The sequence below is a fragment of the Pseudomonas sp. NPDC089396 genome (assembly GCF_044749545.1).
GTDB lineage: Bacteria > Pseudomonadota > Gammaproteobacteria > Pseudomonadales > Pseudomonadaceae > Aquipseudomonas.
Genome location: NZ_JBIVIC010000002.1, coordinates 1 through 21844, shown reverse-complemented (window position 1 = coordinate 21844; position 21844 = coordinate 1). Strand labels below are relative to the sequence as shown.

Below are 21844 nucleotides of genomic sequence, written 5' to 3'. Positions count from 1 at the left end.
TACAGGCAGCCGCACCGCGTGCTGTCGAGGGCACACTCATGCTCGATTTGTACCTGTTCCAACTGCTCAACGGCCTGGGCCTGGGGATGATCTACTTTCTCATCGCCGTGGGCCTGACGATCATTTTCGGCCTGCTCAACTTCGTCAACTTCGCCCACGGCGCCTTCTTCCTGCTCGGCGCGTACCTGTGCTACACCGCCGTGGCCGTTACCGGCAACTTCTGGCTGGCGCTGCTGATCGCGCCGCTGGCGGTGGCAGCACTGGCCTGGGCAGTGGAGCGTCTATTGATCAAACGGATCTACCACCTGCCGCATACCTTCCAGATCCTCGTCACGCTGGGGATAGCGCTGATCATCCAGGAAGCCTCGGTGCTGATCTGGGGCCCGGTCGGCAAGAACATCGCCGTGCCGCCCGAGCTGCGCGGGGTGCTGATCATCGGCGACTTCATCTACCCCTACTACCGCCTGTTCCTGATCGGCTTCGCCGCCTTGATCGGCGTGGGCCTGTGGCTGTTGCTGGAGCGCACACGCTTCGGTGCCCTGGTGCGTGCCGGCAGCGAAAGCACCGAGACCGTGTCGCTGCTGGGCACCAACATCTTCCGCCTGTTCTCCCTGACCTTCGCCCTGGGCGTGGGCCTGGCCGGTGTCGCCGGGGTGCTGTTCGCACCATTGCGCGGCGCTCAACCGTTCGTCGGCCCGGAAATCCTGGGCATCGCCTTCGTAGTGGTGGTCATCGGTGGCATGGGTTCGTTTGGCGGCGCCCTGGTGGGCGGCCTGCTGGTGGGCGTGGTGCAAAGCATGATGACCAGCCTCTGGCCGCAAGGCGCCAGCCTCATGATCTACGGCGCCATGGCGGCGGTGATCCTGGTTCGTCCCTACGGCCTGTTCGGGAGAGCATGACATGAGCGAGAAAAATCCATTGCCCGTCGCCAAGGGCCGCGCACCTGCGCTGCTGTTGCTGGTTATCGCCAGCCTGGTGGCGCTGCCGTTGATCCTGCCGTCGGCGACCCTGGCCACCGAGATCCTGATCTTTGCCCTCGCGGCGCTGGCCTGCAACCTGCTGCTCGGCTACACCGGCCTGCTGTCATTCGGTCAGGGCATCTTCTTCGGCGTGGGTGCCTATGGCGCGGCGCTGCTCATGATCCATCTGAAATGGGGAATGTTCAGTGCGCTGCTCGGCGCGGCGGTGTTCGGCGCCTTCCTGGCGCTGCTGGTCGGTGCCCTGGCCATCCGCCGCAAGGGCATCTACTTCGTCATGCTGACCCTGGCTTTCAGCCAGATGGCCTACTTCCTGGCCTACACCCTGAGCGGCTGGACCGGCGGTGACAATGGCCTGCTCGACGTGCCGCGGCCGAACATCGAGATCGCCGGCCATGTGCTGGTCGACTTGGCCGACCCTCGGCACTTCTACGTGTTCGTCGCGGTGCTGTTCCTGCTGATTTTCGCCGGTGCCCTGCGGGTGATCCGCTCGCCGTTCGGCAGCACCCTGCTGGCGATCCGCGAGAACGAAACCCGCGCCGCGGCCATCGGCTATGACACCCGTCACTTCAAGATCCTGGTGTTCATGCTGTCCGGCGCCATCACCGGCATCGCCGGGGCGCTCTACGCGATGCTGCTGCACTTTGCGCCGCTGTCGAACATCGACCTGATGATGAGCGAGAACATCCTGATCATGACCATTGTCGGCGGCACCGGCTCGCTGTTCGGCTCCTTGCTGGGGGCCGGCGCTATCGTCGTGCTGGGCGATGTGCTGTCGGAACTGTGGCCGCGCTGGCTCATGCTGCTGGGGGCGATCCTGATCCTGGTGGTGGTGTTCATGCGCGGCGGCCTGTGGGGCGGCTTGGCCGACCTGGGCAAGCGCCTGCGACCGTCGCGCCGTGACCCGGCCAAGACTCCCGCCAAGACCAAGGAGACCCTGTGATGAGCGACTACCTCCTGGAAACCCGCCATCTCGAGCTGGCCTATGGGCCGTTCAAGGCCGTTGCCGGTGTCGACCTGAAGGTGCGCGCCGGCACCATCCACACGGTGATCGGCCCCAATGGTGCCGGCAAGACCAGCCTGTTCCACTGCCTGACCGGTGAACGCCAGGCCACCGCAGGCAAGATCCTGCTCAACGGCCAGGACATCATCCGCAAGCCGTCCCACGGCCGGGTGGCGCTGGGCATGGCTCGTTCGTTCCAGCTCACCAGCCTGTTCCAGAACCTCTCGGTGCGCGAGAACCTGCGCCTGGCCGCCCAAGGTCGCGACGGCCTGGGGGCGTTGAACTTCTGGCGCAGCGTGGAGCACAAGCGCAGCCACTGGAACACCGCCGACCAGGTGCTGGAACGCCTCAAGCTGACCGCCCGCGCCGACACCCTGGCCGGCGAGCTGTCCCACGGCCAGCAACGGGTGCTGGAAGTGGGCATGTCGATCTGCGCCAAGCCCACCTTGCTGATGCTCGACGAGCCCACTTCGGGCATGGGTATTGACGACATTCCGGTGATGACCGAGCTGATCAGCGACCTGGGGCGCGACCACACCGTGCTGCTGATCGAGCACAACATGAGCATCGTCATGTCGATCAGCCAGCGCATCACTGTCATGAGCCACGGCCAGATCCTGGTCGAGGGTACCCCGGAACAGGTGCGCAACGACGAGCGCGTGCGCACCGCCTACCTTGGAGAGGCCGCCTGATGCTCAACGTCGAATCGATCCACTCCTACTACGACAAGAGCCATGTGCTCGAAGGCGTCTCGCTGCAGGTCGGGGACGGCGAGCTGGTCACACTGCTGGGGCGCAACGGCGCTGGCAAGACCACCACGTTGCGCAGCATCCTCGGCATCGTCCGGCCGCGCCAGGGGCAGATCAGCTTCAACGGCCAGCAACTGGTTGGCCGCGAGATCTTCGACATCGCCCGCCAGGGCATCGCCCTGGTGCCGGAGCATCGCGGCATCTTCCGCCAGCTCAGCGTCGAGGAGAACCTGAAGATCGCCGTGCGCAAGGACAGCCGCTGGCAGCTGGAGGATGTGTACACCATGTTCCCGCGCCTGAAAGAGCGCCGGCGCAACGGCGGCTTCGCGCTCTCCGGCGGCGAGCAGCAGATGCTGGCCATTGCCCGCGCCCTGCTTAACGACCCCAAGCTGCTGATCCTCGACGAGCCCACCGAAGGCCTGGCCCCGGTGATCGTCGACGAGCTGGTGAAGATTCTGCGGCGGATCAAGGGCGAAGGCCTGTCGATCTTGCTGGTGGAACAGAACCTGATGGTCTGCGACGCCCTTGCCGACCGGCATTACGTGCTCGAACAAGGACGCGTGGCCTACCAGGGCAGCGCTGCCCAGTTCCGTGAAGACCCGAGCATCAAGAACCGCTACCTGGCCCTGAGTGCCTGACCTTGTGGTGTCAGTACCGGCGCTATCGCCGGCAAGCCGGCTACCACAGGGATCAGTGCCGCCCGCAAGGCCTGCACTGGACCTGTGGGAGTCGGCTTGCCGGCGATGGGGCCAGCCCTGACAACGCAGATCCTCGCCATTGGAGAGACGCCCCATGAATACCCGCATCGATCCCTCGCAGCACCTGCTCGGCCAGGGCGCCCTGGTCAACCGCGAGCGCCTCTGGCAGTCGTTGATGGACCTGGCCCGGCTCGGCGCCACCGCCAAGGGCGGCGTGTGCAGGCTGGCCCTGACCGACCTCGACCGCCAGGCCCGCGACCTGTTCGTACGCTGGTGCACCGAAGCCGGTTGCACGGTCAGCATCGACGCCATCGGCAACATCTTCGCCCGCCGCCCGGGGCGCAACCCGGCCTTGTCACCGGTGATGACCGGCAGCCATATCGACACCCAGCCCACCGGCGGCAAGTTCGATGGCTGCTACGGGGTGATGGCCGGCCTGGAGGTGATGCGCACCCTCAACGACCTGCAGCTGACCACCGAGGCACCGCTGGAAGTGGTGGTGTGGACCAACGAGGAAGGCTCGCGCTTCCCGCCATGCATGATGGGTTCGGGGGTGTTCGCCGGTAAGTTCGGCCTGCAGGAAACCCTGGACAAGGTCGATGACCAAGGACTGTCGGTCGGCGCCGAGCTGTCGCGTATCGGCTATGCCGGCCCGCGCGTGCCCACCGGTCACCCGGTGGGGGCCTACTTCGAGGCGCACATCGAACAGGGCCCGGTGCTGGAAGACCAGCGCACCACCATTGGCGTGGTCCAGGGGTGCCTGGGGCAGAAGTGGTTCGACCTGGTGCTCACCGGTGTCGAGGCTCACGCAGGCCCTACGCCGATGCACCTGCGCAAGGACGCACTGGTCGGCGCAGCCGAAGTGGTGGCAGCGGTCAACCGTGTGGCTCATGCCCACCAGCCGCATGCCTGTGGCACGGTCGGCTGCCTGAGCCTGCATCCGGGCTCGCGCAACGTCATCCCCGGCCAGGTGAACATGACCATCGACCTGCGCCACCTCGACCCCGGCCATCTGCAAGCCATGGTCGACGAGGTGCGCGCAGCCATCGAGAGCAGCGCGGCCAAGCATGGCCTGCAGTTCGAGCTAACGCCCACTGCCGACTTCCCGCCGCTGTACTTTGCCGAGCAGTGCGTCGATGCCGTGCGCCAGGGCGCGCGCGAACTGGGCCTGAGCCACATGGACATCGTCAGCGGTGCCGGCCACGACGCCATCTTCCTCGCCGAGCTGGGCCCGGCCGGGATGATCTTCGTGCCGTGCGAGGGCGGCATCAGCCACAACGAAATCGAAAACGCCGCGCCGCAGGATTTGGCCGACGGCTGTGATGTGCTGCTGTGTGCCATGTTCCAGGCCGCCAATCAGGGAGCCCATTGAGATGCCCAGCAAGACTGCCATTGGAGAATTCACCGCCGTCGAACTGCTCGACCTCTTTCAGCGCCGGCAACTGTCGCCGGTCGAGGTTGTCGACGATGTACTGGCGCGTATCGACCAGCACAACCCGGCGGTAAACGCTTATTGCCATGTGGATCCCGAAGGTGCCCGCGCCGCCGCCCGCGCCAGCGAGCAACGTTGGCAGCGCGGTGAGCCCTGTGGCCGGCTGGATGGCGTGCCGGCCTCGATCAAGGACCTGACCCTGACCCGCGGCATGCCCACGCGCAAGGGGTCACGCACCACTTCGGCTGCCGGCCCGTGGGACGTGGATGCGCCATTCAGTGCATTCATGCGTGAAGCGGGTGCGGTGCTGGTGGGCAAGACCACCACGCCCGAGTTCGGCTGGAAAGGCGTGACCGACAACCCGCTGTACGGCATCACCCGCAACCCCTGGGACACGCGGCTGACGGCCGGCGGGTCGTCCGGTGGCGCTGCCGCTGCTGCCGCGCTGAACCTCGGCGTGCTGCACCAGGGCAGTGATGCCGGCGGTTCGATTCGCATCCCCTGTGCCTTTACCGGTACTTTCGGCATCAAGCCCACCTTTGGCTATGTGCCGCAATGGCCGACCAGCGCCATGACCGTGCTTTCGCACCTGGGGCCGATGACCCGCACCGTCGAGGACTCAGTATTGATGCTCGACTGCGTGGCTCGCCCAGATGCCCGCGACGGCCTCGCCGGGGCGCCCAGGCAGACACCTTGGCTGGGCCAGGAGCAGGACCTGAGCGGCCTGCGCATCGCCTACAGTGCCGACTTCGGCTACGTCCAGGTCAACCCGCAGATCCAGGCGCTGGTGGCGCAGGCGGTACAGCGCCTGGCGCGGCTCGGCGCGCAGGTGGAAGAAGTCGATCCAGGCTTCAACGACCCGCTGGAGGTCTTCAATACCTTGTGGTTCGCTGGTGCGGCGCGGCTGGCCAGTGGTTTTACCGAACAACAACGGGCGCAGCTCGACCCTGGGCTGCGCTGGATTGCCGAGCAGGGGGCGCGTATCAGCCTGGGCGAATACACCCTGGCACTGGAGGCGCGGGCTGACCTGATCGCGAAAATGAATGCCTTCCACCAACGTTACGACGTGCTGGTCTCGCCGATGCTGCCGCTGGTGGCGTTCGAGGCAGGGCATAACGTGCCGCCGGGGTCGGGGATGGCGCAGTGGATGGAGTGGACGCCGTTCAGCTACCCGTTCAACCTGACTCAGCAGCCGGCGGCTTCGGTGCCGTGCGGGTTCACCCGCGAGGGGTTGCCGGTGGGGTTGCAGGTGGTGGCGGGGCGTTTTGCCGATGAGCAGGTGCTGCGGGTGTGCAAGGTGTACGAGCAGCATTATCCGAGCCGGCATTTGCAGGCACCGATTACTGGCTGAAGGCTTTGTTGGCTTCATCGCCGGCAAGCCGGCTGCCACAGGTACAGCGCGGGTTTCGAGTTCTGTGCAGTACCTGTGGGAGCTGGCTTACCAGCGATTGGCCCGCCAAGCGGGCCCGAGGATCTCAGCCCAGACGCCCTTCCGGCGCATACGGCGCCGGATCGATAATCGGCTCTACGCCCGTCAACAGGTCAGCAAACAACTGGCACGAAGCCGGCGCCAGCACCAACCCATTGCGGTAATGCCCGCAGTTCAGCCACAGCCCGTCATGCCCAGGCACCCGCCCGATATACGGAACACCTTCGGGTGAACCTGGCCGCAATCCAGCCCAGTGCCCCACCACTTCGGCGCCCTCAAGCTCGGGCAGCAATTCGATTGCCGAGGCCTTCAGGCTGGCCAACGCATCCTCGGTCGGGGTCTTGTCGTACCCGGCATGCTCCAAGGTGCTGCCCACCAGAATATGCCCATCCCGACGCGGGATCGCATAGCGCCCCTTGGCCAGGACCATGCTCGGCAGAAAATCCTCGGCGCACTTGAACAGGATCATCTGGCCTTTCACCGGTTCCACCGGCAGCTCAAGGCCAAGTGTGCGCAGCAGGTCGCCGCTCCAGGCGCCGGCGCTGAGCACGACATCATCGGCCTGCAACACACCCTCTTCGGTCTGCACGCCGGTGATGCGCCCACCTTCCTGAACAAAGCCGGTGATCTGGCAGTGTTCGCGCAACGTCACGTTGGGCATTGCCTGCAGCGCCGCCTTGAGCGACTTGACCAGCCGAGGGTTGCGCACGTTCGCCACGCCCGCCATGAAGATCGCATGCTTGAAACCCAGGCCAAGTACCGGCACAGCATCATAAGCGGCCGAGATATCCACAGCACTCAATGGCCGCCCCTCGCGCTCGGCCCAGGCCAGGGCCTCGGCCTCGTCATCCAGGTCGAGCCAGTACAGGCCCGTGGTGTGAACTTCCGGATCGAGGCCCGTGCTGGCGAACAGGCGCTCGCCCAGCTGTGGATAAAAGTCCTGCGACCAGTGTGCCAGGGCAGTCACCGCCGGGCTGTAACGCCAAGGGTACAGCGGCGAGACGATACCGCCACCGGCCCAGGACGACTCGCGGCCGACTTCGCCTTGATCACACACCACCACCTGTCCGACCTTCGCCGCCAGGTTGAATGCTGTCAGCAGGCCGATCACCCCGCCGCCGACCACCACTACTTGCTTGCTCATCTGTCGATCCAACACCTGAAGTAAAACCGCGATGCATGGGCATCATTCACCCCTCAGCTTCCCCAACAGCGCTCGCCGGCCTCGACGCCGCCCGGATTGCTGCGCACGAGCGCCTGGTCCAGCTGGTAATCGCCACAGCGGTCGTCGGCCATCAGGCCATGCGGCAAGCGCCGGGCAAGCAGCGTGAAGGTGTCGCTGCCACGCATGGCCTGCAGGCGGTAATGACGATTGGCGACGGGCAACGCAGGGTCGCCTTCGGCGTACTGGCCGGTGCGCACGCGATGCTGCTCAAGGCGCAGGGCGGCGTCATGCAGCAGGCCGACCACTTCGCTGCGTGCGGCTCGCCGGAGCTGGTCGCTGTAACTGGGGTAGGCAATGGCTGCCAGAATGCCGGTGACGGCCATGACAATCAACAACTCGATCAGGCTAAGGCCTTGCTGCATATCAGTCCTCCCTCAGTCTCTGGCGCCAGAGGATGCGCCGGGGCGCCTGGGTTTGAGCGGTTGGCACGGCATAGACGGCTTCCAACACCTGCCTGGCTGCCAGTTGCTGGCTGACCGCGGTCACTCGGTACAAGGTGACCTGCTCGCCTTCCGGCATATGCGCGGCTTTGCGGGTGACGCCCAGGTTCTGTAGTTGGTAGTAGCCGCTGTTGGTGCGTTGCCATGGCCCTTGCAGTTCGTGAGGCCTCGGCGGCGGCAGGCAACCTTCGCAAAGCTCAGGCGGCACCCGTTGAAATGCCTCCTCACCAGCCAGCAGTGCGGCCTCTGCCTGCTCGAATGCCAACAAGCCATCGCGCATGACGCCTGTCATTCGTGTTTCAACCAGCGCATCGCGCAGGGCTGAGGCAGACAACAGGCTCAATATCAGGCACAGCACCAGCGCCAGCAGCAAGACCACACCCCGCTGGCGGTTCATGGCCCGAGCACCGGGTTGCGCAGCGCTACGCTCAGCTCATGGTGTTGCTCGATCTGAAGCGTGGGCTCATACATCTTCAGTTGCAGGTCGACCCTCTGCCCTTGCGGACTTTGTACAAGTGCCACATGCAGCTCACGAACATGATCGACTAGAGACTGGCTCTGATTGCGCCTTGTGAACATGAGCGTGGTGCCTGACAACGCGTAGCGAGTGCGGCTGATGGGGATTGCCATGAGTTCGGCTGTGCCCGGGTAGCGCCCGTTTTCCACCCGTGCCTCCCGGCTACAGTCCGTCAGCAGAGTCCAGTCCGCCGCTCCGGTATGTCCAGGCAACTCGGCGACGACCAGACTCAGGCTGGAAGGACCAATCTCCAGCGGACGGGCAAAGGCCCGCCAGGCTGTCGGAGCCTTGAAGTCACCTGGCTGCAGTTGCAGGCAACCGAACATTCCGGCCTGGCGGATATCCTGTGCCATGCGCAACAGCGCCAACCGTGCGTCATCCTGCAAGCGCAATGCAGCACTTTGCAGGCGCCAGCTCTGGTGGGCGGTGGCAAACAGTTGAGTGGTCGCCGCCAGCACCATCAGCCCGATGGCCAGCGCCAGCGTGGCTTCGAGCAAACTGAAACCACGCTGACTACGCCTCATTGCCGGCGCCCCTCTCATACTCACTGTGCGCCGCCATCGCCGCCTGCCCATCGCGACGAGCACTGTCGACGGCCTGCAGCGCCTTGAGCTGCAAGGCAGCTGCGGCAAAAATGCCCACGGCCACCACCTGCACTGCCAACAGCACCTCCAAAAGCGTCATGCCCCGCTGCTTTGTGTGCATCCCTGCACCTCCTGCGTCTTTTCCCGCAATTGCCCTGAACTTGCTCGACTGGACCTCATGTCCACCGACCGTGAAGCTACAGCGAAGCACTTCCAGGGAGGAATGCACGGTGAAGCAACGAGGGGTAACACTGATACAAATGATGTTTGCCATGGCCACGGCCGCTTTGCTGATACAGCTCGGGATGCCGGCCTACGCCAGGTTGAGCGATGACCTGCACAGAGCGGCAGCAGCCCGGGATCTGGCTAATGCACTGCGAAGCGCGCGCAGCCACGCCATGCTGCAGGGGCAGCCGGTGATGGTGCAGCCGTTGGAAAACGACTGGGGGAAAGGCTGGCGGGTAATGCTTGAAAGCAACCACCAGTTGTTACGCGAACACCGCCTTGCACGACCCTTGATCATCGCGAGCAATACCGGTGGGCGGGTGAGGTTCAGTGCGCTGGGGGTACCCCTGGGGCCAACCAATAACTTCACAGGCGCAACGCTGGAAATCTGTGGCAGCCAGTATCACGTGGTACTGGCAAGCGCCGGCAGGATAAGCCTGCGCACGGAGGACCGGGAGAATCCCCTGTGCGCAAGCCGCTGATCAGATCAGCGAGCGAACCCGCAGCTCTTTGGGCATGGAGAACGTGATGTTCTCCGGGCGCCCATCCAGCTCTTCGGCGCCAGTGGCACCCCAGGCTTTGAGCTGGTCGATCACGCCACGTACCAGTACTTCGGGAGCCGAAGCACCGGCTGTGATGCCGATCCGCGCCGCCTGGTCGAACCAGTCGCGCTGCATATCCTCGGCACCGTCGATCAGATAGGCCGGGGTACCCATGCGCTCTGCCAGTTCACGCAAGCGGTTGGAGTTGGAGCTGTTGGGGCTGCCCACCACCAGCACCACGTCACACTCGTCAGCCAATTGCTTGACTGCGTCCTGACGGTTCTGTGTGGCGTAGCAGATGTCGTCCTTGCGCGGGCCACCGATGTTCGGGAAGCGCGCACGCAGGGCGTCGATAACCCGGCTGGTGTCGTCCATCGACAGCGTGGTCTGGGTGACGAAGGCCAGGTGGTCGGGGTTTTTCACCTGCAACTTGGCGACATCTTCTTCGTCTTCGACGAGGTAGATGGCGCCGCCGTTGCGGGCGTCATACTGGCCCATGGTGCCTTCGACTTCCGGGTGCCCTTCATGGCCGATCAGGATGGTTTCGCGACCATCACGGCTGTACTTGGCCACCTCGATATGCACCTTGGTGACCAGCGGGCAGGTCGCGTCGAACACCTTCAGGCCACGGCCGGCGGCTTCCTGGCGCACGGCCTGGGAAACGCCATGGGCACTGAAGATGACGATGACATCGTCCGGCACCTGGTCCAGCTCCTCGACGAAGATGGCGCCGCGGTTGCGCAGGTCTTCCACCACGAACTTGTTGTGCACCACTTCATGGCGCACATAGATCGGCGGGCCGAAGACTTCCAGCGCACGGTTGACGATCTCGATCGCCCGGTCGACCCCCGCGCAGAAGCCGCGTGGGTTGGCGAGTTTGATTTGCATGCTGGGCTCCAGGCTTACAGGGCCTTCACCCCGAGGATCTCCACCTCGAAGGTCAGGGTCTTGCCAGCCAGTGGGTGATTGAAGTCGATGGTTACCTGGTCGTCATCGAACGCTTTGACCACACCCGGCAGCTCGGTGTTGGCGGCATCGTTGAAGATGATCAGCAACCCCTCGGACAACTCCATGCCTTCGAAATTGGACCGCGGCATGACCTGCACGTTCTGCGGGTTGGGCTGGCCGAAGGCATTCTCCGGGGCTACTACCACGGTGCGCTTGTCACCGGCCTTGAAGCCGAACAGCGCGCTCTCGAACCCTGGCAGCAGGTTGCCGTCGCCAACCTTGAAGGTGGCCGGGGCCTTGTCGAACGTGCTGTCGACGGTGTCGCCGTTTTCCAGGTGCAGCGCGAAGTGCAGGGTGACTTCGGTGTTCTGGCCGATACGGGTGTCAGTCATGGACCGGATCCTCGGACTTCTTGCTCTTGAACATATCCAGCGCCAGCATCACCGCACCAACGGTGATGGCGCTATCGGCCAGGTTGAAGGCCGGGAAATGATGAATATTCTTCCAATGCACCAGGATGAAATCGACCACATGGCCTAGCACGATGCGGTCGTAGAGGTTACCCAGCGCGCCGCCAAGCACCAGCGCCAGTGCAACCGCCAGCCAGGTCTCGTTGCGCCCAAGGCGCTTGAGCCAGACCACCAGCACACCGCTGACCACCACGGCGATCAGGGCGAACAGCCAGCGCTGCCAGCCGGAGCTGTCGGCCAGGAAGCTGAACGCGGCGCCGGTGTTGTAGGCCAAGGTCCAGCTGAAGTAGTCAGGGATGACCACGATCTGCTGGTACATGCTCAGTGCATTGTTGAAATACAGCTTGGTGGCCTGGTCCAGGACCAGTACCACCAGGCTTAGCCAGAGCCAGGCAAGGCGCCCGAAGCGCCCCGCTGCAGGGTTAGGCATAGTGGCGCACCTCGCCCGAACCGCTCAGGTTGTCGACGCAACGGTCGCAGATTTCCGGGTGCTCCGGGTGGCTGCCGACGTCGGCGCGGAAGTGCCAGCAACGGCCGCACTTGGCGTGACCGGACTTGACCACTTTCAGCTTGAGGCCCTCGACTTCGGTGGCCACCGCTTCGGCCGGCGCCTGGGTGAACGGCACCACGCTGGCGGCGGAGGTGATCAGCACGAAGCGCAGCTCGTCGCCCAGCTTGCCCAGGTCGGCGCTCAGGCCTTCGTCGGCGAACAGGGTGACTTCAGCCTGCAGGTTGCCGCCGATGACCTTGGCGGTGCGCTGGTTTTCCAGCTCCTTGTTCACCGCAGCCTTGACCGCCATCACGCGGTCCCAGTAGGCGCGGTCCAGCTCGGTGCCTTCCGGCAGCTCGCTCAGGCCTTCGTACCAGCCGTTGAGCATGACCGACTCGTTGCGCTCGCCCGGCAGGTACTGCCAGATTTCGTCGGCGGTGAAGGCCAGGATCGGCGCGATCCAGCGCACCAGCGCCTCGCTGATGTGGTACAGCGCGGTCTGGCAGGAACGGCGGGCGACACTGTTGGCGCCGGTGGTGTACTGGCGGTCCTTGATGATGTCGAGGTAGAAGCCGCCCAGCTCCTGCACGCAGAAGTTGTGGATCTTCGAGTAGACGTTCCAGAAACGGTATTCGCCGTAGTGCTCTTCCAGCTCGCGCTGCAGCAGCAGGGTGCGATCCACGGCCCAACGGTCCAGGGCAATCATTTCTTCCGGCGCCAGCAAGTCGCGGGAAGGGTCGAAGCCGGACAGGTTGGAGAGCAGGAAGCGCGCGGTGTTGCGGATTCGACGGTAAGCGTCGGCGCTGCGCTGCAGGATCTGCTCGGAAACGGCCATTTCACCGGAGTAGTCGGTGGCCGAGACCCACAGGCGCAGGATGTCGGCACCCAGGGTGTTGTTGACCTTCTCTGGCTCGATGGTGTTGCCCAGCGACTTGGACATCTTGCGGCCGCTCTCGTCCACGGTGAAGCCGTGGGTCAGCAGCTCGCGGTACGGCGCGTGGTTGTCGATCGCGCAACCGGTCAGCAGGGACGAGTGGAACCAGCCACGGTGCTGGTCGGAACCTTCCAGGTACAGATCGGCGCGCGGACCGGTGGCATGGCCGATGTCGTGCGAACCGCGCAGGACGTGCCAGTGCGTGGTACCGGAGTCGAACCAGACGTCCAGGGTGTCGGCGATCTTGTCGTACTGGCCGGCTTCGTCACCGAGCAGTTCGGCGGCGTCCAGCTTGAACCAGGCTTCGATGCCTTCCTGCTCGACGCGCTTGGCGACTTGCTCCATCAGCTCGACGGTGCGCGGGTGCAGCTCGCCGGTCTGCTTGTGCAGGAAGAACGGGATTGGCACGCCCCAGTTGCGCTGACGCGAGATGCACCAGTCCGGGCGGTTGGCGATCATCGAGTGCAGGCGTGCCTGGCCCCAGGCCGGGACGAACTTGGTGTCTTCGATGGCTTTCAGTGCGCGTTCGCGCAGCGGCTCGCCAGTGCTCGGCTGCTTGTCCATGCCGACGAACCACTGCGCGGTGGCGCGGTAGATCAGCGGGGTCTTGTGGCGCCAGCAGTGCATGTAGCTGTGGCTGATGGTTTCGGTGTGCATCAGCGCACCGACTTCGCTCAGCTTCTCGACGATGGCCGGGTTGGCCTTCCAGATGAACTGGCCGCCGAAGAATGGCAGCGACTCGACGTACACGCCGTTGCTCTGCACCGGGGTGAGGATGTCGTCGTTGACCATGCCATAACGCTTGCAGGTGACGAAGTCGTCTTCACCGTAGGCAGGCGCGGAGTGGACCACGCCGGTACCGGCGCCCAGTTCGACGTAGTCGGCCAGGTAGATCGGCGACAGGCGGTCGTAGAACGGGTGGCGGAAGTTGACCAGCTCCAGGGCAGAACCTTGGGCGGTGGCGATGACCGAGCCTTCCAGGTTGTAGCGCTTGAGGCAGGACTCGACCAGCTCTTCGGCCAGCACCAGCAGGCGCTCACCGGTGTCGACCAGGGCGTACTTGAACTCCGGGTGGATGTTCAGTGCCTGGTTGGCAGGGATGGTCCACGGGGTGGTGGTCCAGATGACGATGGCGGCAGGCTTGGCCAGGGCTGGCAGGCCGAACGCAGCGGCCAGCTTGTCGGCGTCGGCGACCGGGAAGGCCACGTCGATGGTCTGGGACTTCTTGTCGGCGTACTCGACTTCGGCCTCGGCCAGTGCCGATGCGCAGTCGAAGCACCAGTTCACAGGCTTGAGGCCCTTGAACACGAAACCTTGCTTGACCATTTCTGCCAGGGCGCGGATTTCGCCGGCCTCGTTGGCGAAGTTCATGGTCTTGTAAGGGTTATCCCAGTCACCCAGCACGCCCAGACGGATGAACTCGGTCTTCTGCCCTTCGATCTGCTCGGCAGCGTACTCGCGGCACAGCTCGCGGGTACGGTCGGCGGTCAGGTGCTTGCCGTGGGTGACTTCGACCTTGTGCTCGATCGGCAGGCCATGGCAGTCCCAGCCCGGCACGTAGGGTGCGTCGAAGCCCGACAGGGTCTTGGAGCGGACGATCATGTCCTTGAGAATCTTGTTCAGCGCATGACCGATGTGAATCTTGCCGTTGGCATAGGGCGGGCCGTCGTGCAGGACGAACTTGGGACGATCCTTGCCAATTTCGCGCAGCTTCCGGTACAGGCCAATGCTGTCCCAGCGCTGCAGGATCTGCGGTTCGCGCTGAGGCAGGCCGGCCTTCATGGGGAAGGCGGTGTCCGGAAGGTTAAGCGTGGCTTTGTAGTCGGTCATTTCAGGCTCTTCGTTAGCGGTTGAGCGTGCCAATGTGCACGTGCGGCGGCGATATCCGCATCGATCGCCGACTTCAGCGCCTCCAGGGAGGCGAATCGCTGCTCTTCACGCAGCTTGTGGTGGAATTCCACCGTCAGGCGCCGGCCATACAGATCGCCGGCATAATCCAGTAGATGAATCTCGAGGTGCGGGCGGCCGTCACCGGCCACGGTGGGGCGTACCCCGATGTTGCCGACACCCGGCCAGGCCTTGCCGTCGATTTCGATGCTGGCCAGGTATACCCCGGACAGCGGCACGCGGCGGCGCTTGAGCTGGATGTTGGCGGTGGGCGTACCCAGCTGGCGGGCCAGCTTCTGGCCGTGCAACACGCGCCCGGTGATTCGATAGGGGCGGCCCAGCAAGTGCTCGGCCAGCTCGAAGTTGCCTTCGGACAGCGCCTTGCGCACCTCGGTGCTGCTGACCCGCAGGCCATCCTGGATCACCGTGTTGGCGGCCTCGACGGTGAACCCGTATTGCTTGCCGGCGTCGACCAGGAAGGCGAAATCGCCGGCACGGTCGCAGCCGAAGCGGAAGTCGTCGCCTACTTCGAGGTGACGCACACCCAGGCCGTCGACCAGGATCGCCTTGACGAATTCATCGGCGCTGAGCTTGCTCAAGCGCTGGTTGAAAGCCAGGCACAACACCCGGTCGATCCCTTCCGCGGCCAGCAGCTCGACCTTGTCGCGCAGGCGCGCCAGGCGGGCCGGTGCGGTGTCGGGAGCAAAATACTCGCGCGGCTGCGGTTCGAAGATCACCACGCAGGTCGGCAGGCCCAAAGCCTGGCCGCGCTCGCGCAGACGCGCCAGGATAGCCTGGTGGCCACGGTGAACCCCGTCGAAGTTGCCAATGGTGGCGACACAGCCCCGGTGCTCGGGGCGCAGGTTGTGAAGACCTCGAACCAGCTGCATAACGCGCTTCTTGCTCATAAAGTGGCCGATTATAACCACACCCGGGCGCTGGTGACAGGCAGCAGCGCCCGGGGGCGGCGTGGAATACGAAAAACCGACGCCTGACCCGCCTCGCGCCTCAGTGCAGGGCCTTGCGGGCGAAATGCCGGGGCCTGAAGCCGCACAGGTAGAGGCAACCGAAATAAGTCACGACGCCTGCCAGGATCAACGCTCCCAGACGCACGAAGCGATCAAGCATGTTGCCTTGTTCCCAGGCCGGCAGATAGTGCATGCCCAATAGCAGGACCGCGGACATCAGCGTCACCGCCAGCACCAGCTTGAGCAGGAACATCGTCCAGCCCGGTTGGGGTTGGAACAACTGCTGGCTGCGCAGCTTCCAGAACAGCAGGCTGGCGTTCAGGCAGGCACCGAGGCTGATCGCCAGGGCCAGGCCGGCGTGCTTGAGCGGGCCGACCAGCGCCAGGTTGAACAGCTGGGTGCAGACCAGGGTGAAGATCGCGATCTTCACCGGCGTGCGGATATTCTGCTGCGCATAGAAGCCCGGTGCCAGTACCTTGACCAGAATGATTGCCAGCAGGCCGACCGAATAGGCGATCAGTGCGCGCTGGGTCATGGCCGCATCGAAGGCGCTGAACTTGCCGTACTGGAACAACGCCACAGTCAGCGGCTCGGCCAGAATCGCCAGGGCCAGGGTGCAGGGCAATACCAGCAGGAAGCACAGGCGCAGGCCCCAGTCCATGATCCGCGAATACTCTTCACGGTCCTTGTTGGCGTAGGTCTTGGCCAGGGTCGGCAGGAGAATGGTGCCCAGCGCCACACCGAGCACGCCCGAGGGCAGCTCCATCAGGCGGTCGGCGTAGTACATCCAGGACACCGAGCCGGCCACCAGGAAGGAGGCGAAGATGGTATTGATGATCAGCGAGATCTGGCTCACCGAGACGCCGAGGATCGCCGGCAGCATCTGCTTGAGCACCCGCCACACGCCCGTGTCGCGCAGGTTCAGGCGTGGCAGCACGAGCATGCCGATTTTCTTCAGCGCCGGCAGCTGGTACAGCAACTGGGCCAGCCCCCCTGCCAGCACGCCCCAGGCCAGAGCCATGATCGGCGGGTTGAAATAGGGCGTGAGCAGCACGGCAAACGCGATCATCGCCACGTTCAGCAGCGTCGGCGTGAAGGCCGGCACCGAGAAGCGGTTCCAGGTATTGAGAATGGCGCCTACCAGGGACGACAGGGAAATCAGCAATATATAAGGGAAGGTCACCCGCAGCAGGTCGGTGGTCAGCTCATATTTCTCGGCGTTGTCGACAAACCCGGGTGCGGTCACCCAGACCACCCAGGGGGCTGCGAGAATGCCGATGGCCGTGACCAGGGCCAGGACCAGCGTCAGCAGGCCGCTGACATAAGCGATGAAAGTACGCGTCGCCTCCTCGCCCTGTTGAGTCTTGTATTCGGCAAGAATCGGCACGAATGCTTGGGAAAAGGCCCCTTCGGCAAAAATGCGACGCAACAGGTTGGGCAGTTTGAAAGCGATGAAAAACGCGTCGGTGGCGATTCCGGCACCGAATACACGGGCCAGAATGGTATCGCGCACGAAGCCCAACACCCTGGAAATCATGGTGATGGAGCTGACTGCAGCCAGTGATTTGAGCAGATTCATCGAAAAGATTCACGCCAGAGACAGAGGACGCTGCCAGACAGCGTCCGAATGTGCGATACTCCCGCGCCTTCGCAGGGAAGCCAAAATTCCCGAGTTTACAGGTCGCGCAGCAGAAAGGAATCTTTCCCTCCTGTTGGCGCACCGCTCGGCGGAACCCTGCAGGTGGCCTTGACATCCGCTCGACTGATCGGCATGATTCGCGGCCTATTTTGTTTGCTATTTACCTAAAGTCTTTCGAGGAGCTCGACGGTGGCCAACACACCTTCCGCCAAGAAACGTGCAAAACAGGCTGAGAAGCGTCGCAGCCACAACGCCAGCCTGCGTTCCATGGTCCGCACCTACATCAAGAATGTAGTTAAAGCCATCGACGCAAAAGACGCCGAAAAAGCGCAAGCCGCTTACGTTCTGGCTGTACCTGTAATCGACCGTATGGCCGACAAGGGTATCATCCACAAGAACAAAGCAGCTCGCCACAAAGGCCGTCTGAATGGCCACATCAAGGCGCTGAAAGAAGCAGCAGCTGCCTAAGCGACGCTTGTCGAAAAACCGACCCTAGGGTCGGTTTTTTATTGCCTGCGATTTGATGATCTTGCCTGTACCGGCCTCATCGCCGGCAAGCCGGCTCCCACAGGTACTCCACAGTTCTTGTAACTGTGACATTCCTGTGGGAGCCGGCTTGCCGGCGATTGGGGCGCATAGCGCCCCCCCCCTGCACTACTTGGCGATCTGGATCTTAGGCGCCCACTGCAGCCACTCATCCTGCGCCTGGTCGAACAGGGCAAAGGTCTGCTGCGGTCGGGCCGGGTTGCCCATCTGCTCGCCATCGGGCGTGGCGAACGCAATGCCGCCTTCCATGAGCGTTTCCAGCGACTCGGTACGCACCGTAGCCCCTTTGATCAGCCCCCAGTCGAAACCGAACCCGCTGCTGTTCCAGAATCGGCTGCCACTGCGCACCAAGGCGGCATAACGCGGCTCGATCAGGATATGGATCAGCACCCGGTCAGCACTCTGGCCCAGTTCATAGCCGGTGACCTTGCCTACGGCGACTTCACGATAGGTCACTGGCACCCCTGGCTTGATCGAGCCACGTCGAGGCGCACTCAGGGTCAGCGGCAAACCGATCTCCTGCCCCACCACCTCGGGCGCTTCGGCCAAGGCGATGAAATCGCGCTGCGGGCCTCTATCCTTGGCTGACGGCTGCACTTCCAGGTACTGCCCACCAATCAGGGTGTCGAGGTTCTCGGTACGCACCAGGCCAAGTGCCGGCTTGACTACCCAGAACTGAGTACCCACCCGCGCGATGCGGTCGGCCGCTTCGGTGATGCGCGCACGCAGCAGCACTGCTTGCAGGTCTTTGGTCAGGTCGACACGCTCGACACTGCCCACATCCAGGCCACGGAAACGGATTGGCGTGCCTGCCTTGAGGCCGTCAGCGCGATCGACACGGATCGTGACCAAGGTGCCGCTGCGGTTCACCGCTTCCTGGCTTTCCAACAGGCGGAAACGCGGAATGTGGCGCTTGAGCGCTACGTTCGGGGTCGGTGTGTCGAACGCGATACCGCCCGCCATGAGGGTCTGCAGTGACTCACTCTTGATCTTGATACCAGACAGGCCGCCGGTGAGGGTAATGCCGCTGACGTTCCAGAAGCGCGAGGAGCCGTTGACCAGCTTTTCGTACTCTTTCTCGATATGCACGCCAATCAGGATGCGATTGCTGTTGTGGGCGAACTGATAGCTCTGCACGCTGCCGACCTTGACCTGGCGATACATGACCGGACTGCCGACCTCCAACGAACCCAGGGTATCGGCGAACAGCACCAGGTGCAGGCCTGGCGCCCTGAGGTCGAGCGGTGGCGCCTTGGGCCTGGCCTCGAACTCGCGCTGAGGCGTTGCGCCCTTCTCACCGGGGCGGATGGCGATGTAGTTGCCTTTGACCAAGGCTTCCAGGCCGGTGATTCCCGCCAACGAGATGGACGGTTTGACCACCCAGAACTGCGTGCCATCAACCAGGTAGTCTTCGGTCAGCGGGTCAAGCGTCAGCTCGGCCATGGCGACGGACAGGTTGTTTTCCATCTTCAGCGCTTTCAGCGAACCGACCTGAATGCCCTTGTACATCACCGGCGTGCGACCGGCTTGCAGGCCCTCATAATCGTTCAACTTGACCTTTACCCGAATCCCCGCCTGGGCCGCATCGAAGTCTTCGTAGAGACGGAACGGCAAGCTGGGGTCGGTGGGCGGACTGTCCTTGCGGTATTCCGGGGTAGCAAAGGCAATACCGCCAGCGACGATGCTGGACAGCGACTCGCTGCGCACCTTCACACCGGACAGGTCGGCGTCGATGCTGATGCCGCTGGCATTCCAGAAGCGCGTGTGTTTGCGCACCAGGCTGGCATAGGCCGGCTCGATGAAGACTTTGACCTCGACCGTGCTCTGGTCATCGGAGAGGCGGTAGCTCTTTACCCGGCCGACCTGGATCTGCTTGTAGAAGATCGGGCTATCGCGATTGAGCGATCCCAGCCGATCGGCTTTGAGCGTAAGGTGCAGGCCCGGCTCGCTGTCCGAAAGCGGCGGCGCCACCTTCAACGCAGTAAAGCGCTTGGTCCGCTCACCCTCCCCCGGGCTGACGGCAATGTAGTTGCCGGACACCAATGTCTCAAGACCGGTTATACCCGCCAGGCTGACGCTGGGTTTGACCAGCCAGAAACGCGTGCCTTTGGTCAGGTGCGGCTCAGCAGCCTTGTTCATCTCGATGGTGGCGATGACGCCCTGCTTTTCGCCCTTGGCATCGAGCACCAGGCTCTTCACCTTGCCGACCGGCATACCCTTGTAGATGACTTCGGTCTTGTTGGCGACGATACCCTCGCCGCTCTCGAAACGAACCTCGATTTCCACGCCGGCATCGCGGTAAGCCTGCCAGGCCAGCCAGCCGCCGATCATCAGCGCGATCAGCGGCAGAATCCAGATTGCCGACCAATTGGAGGCGGGGCGGGTTTTGGCCGTAGGCAAGTCACTCATGGTCGTCATCCGACTCCGTGTTATCCCAAATCAGTCGGGGATCGAAAGTTAAAGCAGCGAGCATCGTGAGAATCACCACAGTTGCGAAGGCGACAGCGCCCAGGTTGGCTTCGACACTGGCGATGCGGCCGAAATTCACCACCGCCACCAAAATGGCAATGACGAAGATGTCCAGCATTGACCAGCGCCCTATGAACTCGATGAAGCGGTACATCAGGATCCGTTGCCGCGCCGACAGCGGTTGGCGACGCTGGACGGAATACAGCAGCAGGCCGATACCGATCAGCTTGAACGTCGGCACCAGAATGCTGGCGATGAAAACCACCGCGGCAATCGGCACCATGCCGTGCTTGAGCAGGGCAATGACGCCGGACATGATGGTGTCCGGGCTACCTTGCCCCAAGGCACTGATGGTCATGATCGGCAACACGTTGGCCGGGATGTACAGGATCGACGCGGCTATGAGCAGCGCCCAGGTCCGCACGATGCTGTTGGGCCGGCGCGCGTGCACGATGGCCCCGCAACGCGTACAGGTCTGCGAACTGCCCTCGCCTTCCTGACGGTTCAATTCATGACATTCATTGCAGACCAGGATGCCTGCATCAATCGCCCGCATGGAGATCCTCCCCCGACAACGCGCTCCAGATCTGGTGTGGAGACATCACTACCTCGAGCCAGACCTGAACCAACAGCAGGCTGATGAAGCAGAACAGGCCCAAGCCGACGCTCAGCTCAGCCAGATCCACCAGTTTGACGATCGCGACCAGCACGCCCATGAAGTAGACCTCGAGCATGCCCCAGTCACGTAGGTGGTGATAAATGCGGTAACACAGCAGGCCATAGCTGCGCCCTATGTTCAGGCGAATGCTCAGCAACACTGCCAGTTGGCACAACAGCTTGAGCAACGGGATGGCCATACTGCAGAGGAATACAACGACAGCGACGCCGCGCATCTCGGAGTTGTACAAGCCCACCACACCGCTCCAGACCGTATCGTCTGAAGTCTGGCCTAGCAGGTGCAACTGCATGATTGGCAGGAAATTGGCGGGTACGAAAAGCAGCAGGGCCGTCAGCACCAGGGCCAGGCTACGGTTGACCACATTGTGCCGGTGGGCGTACAGCTCATAGCCACAACGAGGGCATTGGGCCTTTTCGTCATGCTGCAGGGAAGGTTTACGCATCAACAGGTCGCACTCGTGACAGGCGACCAGCTCATCCAGTGGCAACTGCTCTAGGGCTTCGGTTTCAGGCATCTCGGAATTCTGAATAGGTACGTCGGACTATTCTAGTGGCCCAGCTCGAATTGTGGGAGATGACCAAGGCACAGGTTTGGCAGATAGCGTGTTTTTCGGGCAGAAAAGACAAAACCCCTACCTGCTCGCGCAGATAGGGGTTTTGCGAAATGAATCTTGACGATGACCTACTCTCACATGGGGAAACCCCACACTACCATCGGCGATGCATCGTTTCACTACTGAGTTCGGGATGGGATCAGGTGGTTCCAATGCTCTATGGTCGTCAAGAAATTCGGTAGCCAGAATGTCCAGATGGACAGCCCAGCGAATTCGGATATGCGATATTTGTGGGTTACGTTTCGAACTTTCGGTTCTTTCGTCTTCACCACCGCAATCTGCAGAAGCAAATTGCTTGGGTGTTATATGGTCAAGCCTCACGGGCAATTAGTATTGGTTAGCTCAACGCCTCACAGCGCTTACACACCCAACCTATCAAC

22 protein-coding genes and 2 rRNA genes are annotated in these 21844 nt (G+C 63.2%); 8 read left to right on the top strand and 16 right to left on the bottom strand.

All coding sequences use genetic code 11. From position 1 onward, the window contains the following. The first annotated feature begins 38 nt into the window (after window positions 1–38). From ACIPZB_RS03110 to ACIPZB_RS03085, 6 genes are all read left to right on the top strand, one after another. Complete coding sequence (locus ACIPZB_RS03110) at window positions 39–899, top strand: branched-chain amino acid ABC transporter permease (protein WP_400638968.1); 861 nt, start codon at window positions 39–41, stop codon at window positions 897–899. Window position 900: 1 nt separating this feature from the next. Then, on the top strand, window positions 901–1920 hold the full coding sequence (locus ACIPZB_RS03105) for a branched-chain amino acid ABC transporter permease (protein ID WP_400638967.1): 1020 nt from the start codon (window positions 901–903) through the stop codon (window positions 1918–1920). Further along, window positions 1920–2672 (top strand): ABC transporter ATP-binding protein, encoded by a 753-nt coding sequence (locus ACIPZB_RS03100; protein WP_400638966.1) that lies wholly within the window; start codon window positions 1920–1922, stop codon window positions 2670–2672. The genes ACIPZB_RS03105 and ACIPZB_RS03100 overlap by 1 nt, the downstream gene beginning before the upstream one ends. After that, on the top strand, window positions 2672–3367 hold the full coding sequence (locus ACIPZB_RS03095; protein ID WP_400638965.1) for an ABC transporter ATP-binding protein: 696 nt from the start codon (window positions 2672–2674) through the stop codon (window positions 3365–3367). Before ACIPZB_RS03100 ends, ACIPZB_RS03095 begins: the two co-directional genes overlap by 1 nt. A 154-nt stretch (window positions 3368–3521) precedes the next feature. Next, window positions 3522–4799: a Zn-dependent hydrolase gene (locus ACIPZB_RS03090; RefSeq protein WP_400638964.1), complete on the top strand. Its 1278-nt coding sequence runs from the start codon at window positions 3522–3524 to the stop codon at window positions 4797–4799. A 1-nt stretch (window position 4800) separates the two neighbouring features. Beyond that, complete coding sequence (locus ACIPZB_RS03085) at window positions 4801–6210, top strand: amidase (RefSeq protein ID WP_400638963.1); 1410 nt, start codon at window positions 4801–4803, stop codon at window positions 6208–6210. Between the two features lie 124 nt (window positions 6211–6334). Here the strand turns inward: ACIPZB_RS03085 and thiO are convergent, their stop codons facing one another. The 5 genes from thiO to ACIPZB_RS03060 are packed head-to-tail and all read right to left on the bottom strand — an operon-like array spanning window position 6335 to window position 9175. Continuing rightward, window positions 6335–7432 (bottom strand): glycine oxidase ThiO, encoded by a 1098-nt coding sequence (gene thiO, locus ACIPZB_RS03080; protein ID WP_400638962.1) that lies wholly within the window; start codon window positions 7430–7432, stop codon window positions 6335–6337. A gap of 53 nt (window positions 7433–7485) precedes the next feature. Beyond that, window positions 7486–7875 (bottom strand): type IV pilin protein, encoded by a 390-nt coding sequence (locus ACIPZB_RS03075; protein WP_400638961.1) that lies wholly within the window; start codon window positions 7873–7875, stop codon window positions 7486–7488. A 1-nt stretch (window position 7876) separates the two neighbouring features. Next, the gene (locus tag ACIPZB_RS03070; protein WP_400638960.1) at window positions 7877–8350 is read right to left on the bottom strand and encodes a hypothetical protein; all 474 of its coding nucleotides are present in this window, start codon (window positions 8348–8350) and stop codon (window positions 7877–7879) included. After that, a complete protein-coding gene (locus ACIPZB_RS03065; RefSeq protein ID WP_400638959.1) occupies window positions 8347–8994 on the bottom strand; it encodes a PilW family protein in 648 nt (215 codons plus the stop codon). Before ACIPZB_RS03065 ends, ACIPZB_RS03070 begins: the two co-directional genes overlap by 4 nt. Next, window positions 8984–9175 (bottom strand): prepilin-type N-terminal cleavage/methylation domain-containing protein, encoded by a 192-nt coding sequence (locus ACIPZB_RS03060; protein WP_400638958.1) that lies wholly within the window; start codon window positions 9173–9175, stop codon window positions 8984–8986. The genes ACIPZB_RS03065 and ACIPZB_RS03060 overlap by 11 nt, the downstream gene beginning before the upstream one ends. Window positions 9176–9284: 109 nt before the next feature. Here ACIPZB_RS03060 and ACIPZB_RS03055 point away from each other — a divergent pair, with 109 nt between their 5' ends. Continuing rightward, a complete protein-coding gene (locus ACIPZB_RS03055; protein WP_400638957.1) occupies window positions 9285–9761 on the top strand; it encodes a GspH/FimT family pseudopilin in 477 nt (158 codons plus the stop codon). Here ACIPZB_RS03055 and ispH read toward each other — a convergent pair whose 3' ends face one another. The 6 genes from ispH to murJ all read right to left on the bottom strand — a co-directional run bounded on the left by ispH (window position 9762) and on the right by murJ (window position 17097). After that, window positions 9762–10709 carry a 4-hydroxy-3-methylbut-2-enyl diphosphate reductase gene (gene ispH, locus ACIPZB_RS03050; protein ID WP_400638956.1) on the bottom strand — a complete coding sequence of 316 codons (948 nt, stop codon included), beginning with the start codon at window positions 10707–10709 and terminating at the stop codon, window positions 9762–9764. 14 nt (window positions 10710–10723) lie between these two features. Further along, window positions 10724–11161, bottom strand: coding sequence for an FKBP-type peptidyl-prolyl cis-trans isomerase (fkpB, locus tag ACIPZB_RS03045; protein WP_008090102.1), 438 nt, complete (start codon window positions 11159–11161; stop codon window positions 10724–10726). After that, window positions 11154–11669 (bottom strand): signal peptidase II, encoded by a 516-nt coding sequence (gene lspA / locus ACIPZB_RS03040; RefSeq protein ID WP_008090100.1) that lies wholly within the window; start codon window positions 11667–11669, stop codon window positions 11154–11156. Before lspA ends, fkpB begins: the two co-directional genes overlap by 8 nt. Then, window positions 11662–14493 carry an isoleucine--tRNA ligase gene (gene ileS / locus ACIPZB_RS03035; protein ID WP_400638955.1) on the bottom strand — a complete coding sequence of 944 codons (2832 nt, stop codon included), beginning with the start codon at window positions 14491–14493 and terminating at the stop codon, window positions 11662–11664. Before ileS ends, lspA begins: the two co-directional genes overlap by 8 nt. Then, on the bottom strand, window positions 14490–15440 hold the full coding sequence (ribF, locus tag ACIPZB_RS03030; RefSeq protein ID WP_008090097.1) for a bifunctional riboflavin kinase/FAD synthetase: 951 nt from the start codon (window positions 15438–15440) through the stop codon (window positions 14490–14492). Before ribF ends, ileS begins: the two co-directional genes overlap by 4 nt. 118 nt (window positions 15441–15558) lie before the next feature. Beyond that, window positions 15559–17097, bottom strand: coding sequence for a murein biosynthesis integral membrane protein MurJ (gene murJ / locus ACIPZB_RS03025; RefSeq protein WP_400638954.1), 1539 nt, complete (start codon window positions 17095–17097; stop codon window positions 15559–15561). Window positions 17098–17346: 249 nt separating this feature from the next. On the opposite strand from murJ, the gene rpsT reads away from it, so the two are divergent. Beyond that, the gene (gene rpsT / locus ACIPZB_RS03020; protein WP_003247625.1) at window positions 17347–17625 is read left to right on the top strand and encodes a 30S ribosomal protein S20; all 279 of its coding nucleotides are present in this window, start codon (window positions 17347–17349) and stop codon (window positions 17623–17625) included. 186 nt (window positions 17626–17811) lie between these two features. Here rpsT and ACIPZB_RS03015 read toward each other — a convergent pair whose 3' ends face one another. The 5 genes from ACIPZB_RS03015 to ACIPZB_RS02995 all read right to left on the bottom strand — a co-directional run. Next, on the bottom strand, window positions 17812–20112 hold the full coding sequence (locus ACIPZB_RS03015; protein WP_400638953.1) for an MlaD family protein: 2301 nt from the start codon (window positions 20110–20112) through the stop codon (window positions 17812–17814). Continuing rightward, window positions 20105–20728 carry a paraquat-inducible protein A gene (locus tag ACIPZB_RS03010; RefSeq protein WP_400638952.1) on the bottom strand — a complete coding sequence of 208 codons (624 nt, stop codon included), beginning with the start codon at window positions 20726–20728 and terminating at the stop codon, window positions 20105–20107. Before ACIPZB_RS03010 ends, ACIPZB_RS03015 begins: the two co-directional genes overlap by 8 nt. Beyond that, window positions 20715–21365 (bottom strand): paraquat-inducible protein A, encoded by a 651-nt coding sequence (locus ACIPZB_RS03005; protein WP_400638951.1) that lies wholly within the window; start codon window positions 21363–21365, stop codon window positions 20715–20717. The genes ACIPZB_RS03010 and ACIPZB_RS03005 overlap by 14 nt, the downstream gene beginning before the upstream one ends. Before the next feature lie 154 nt (window positions 21366–21519). Beyond that, a 5S ribosomal RNA gene (gene rrf / locus ACIPZB_RS03000) occupies window positions 21520–21635 on the bottom strand. 135 nt (window positions 21636–21770) lie between these two features. After that, window positions 21771–21844: ribosomal RNA gene (locus tag ACIPZB_RS02995) — 23S ribosomal RNA — on the bottom strand; the annotation flags it as partial.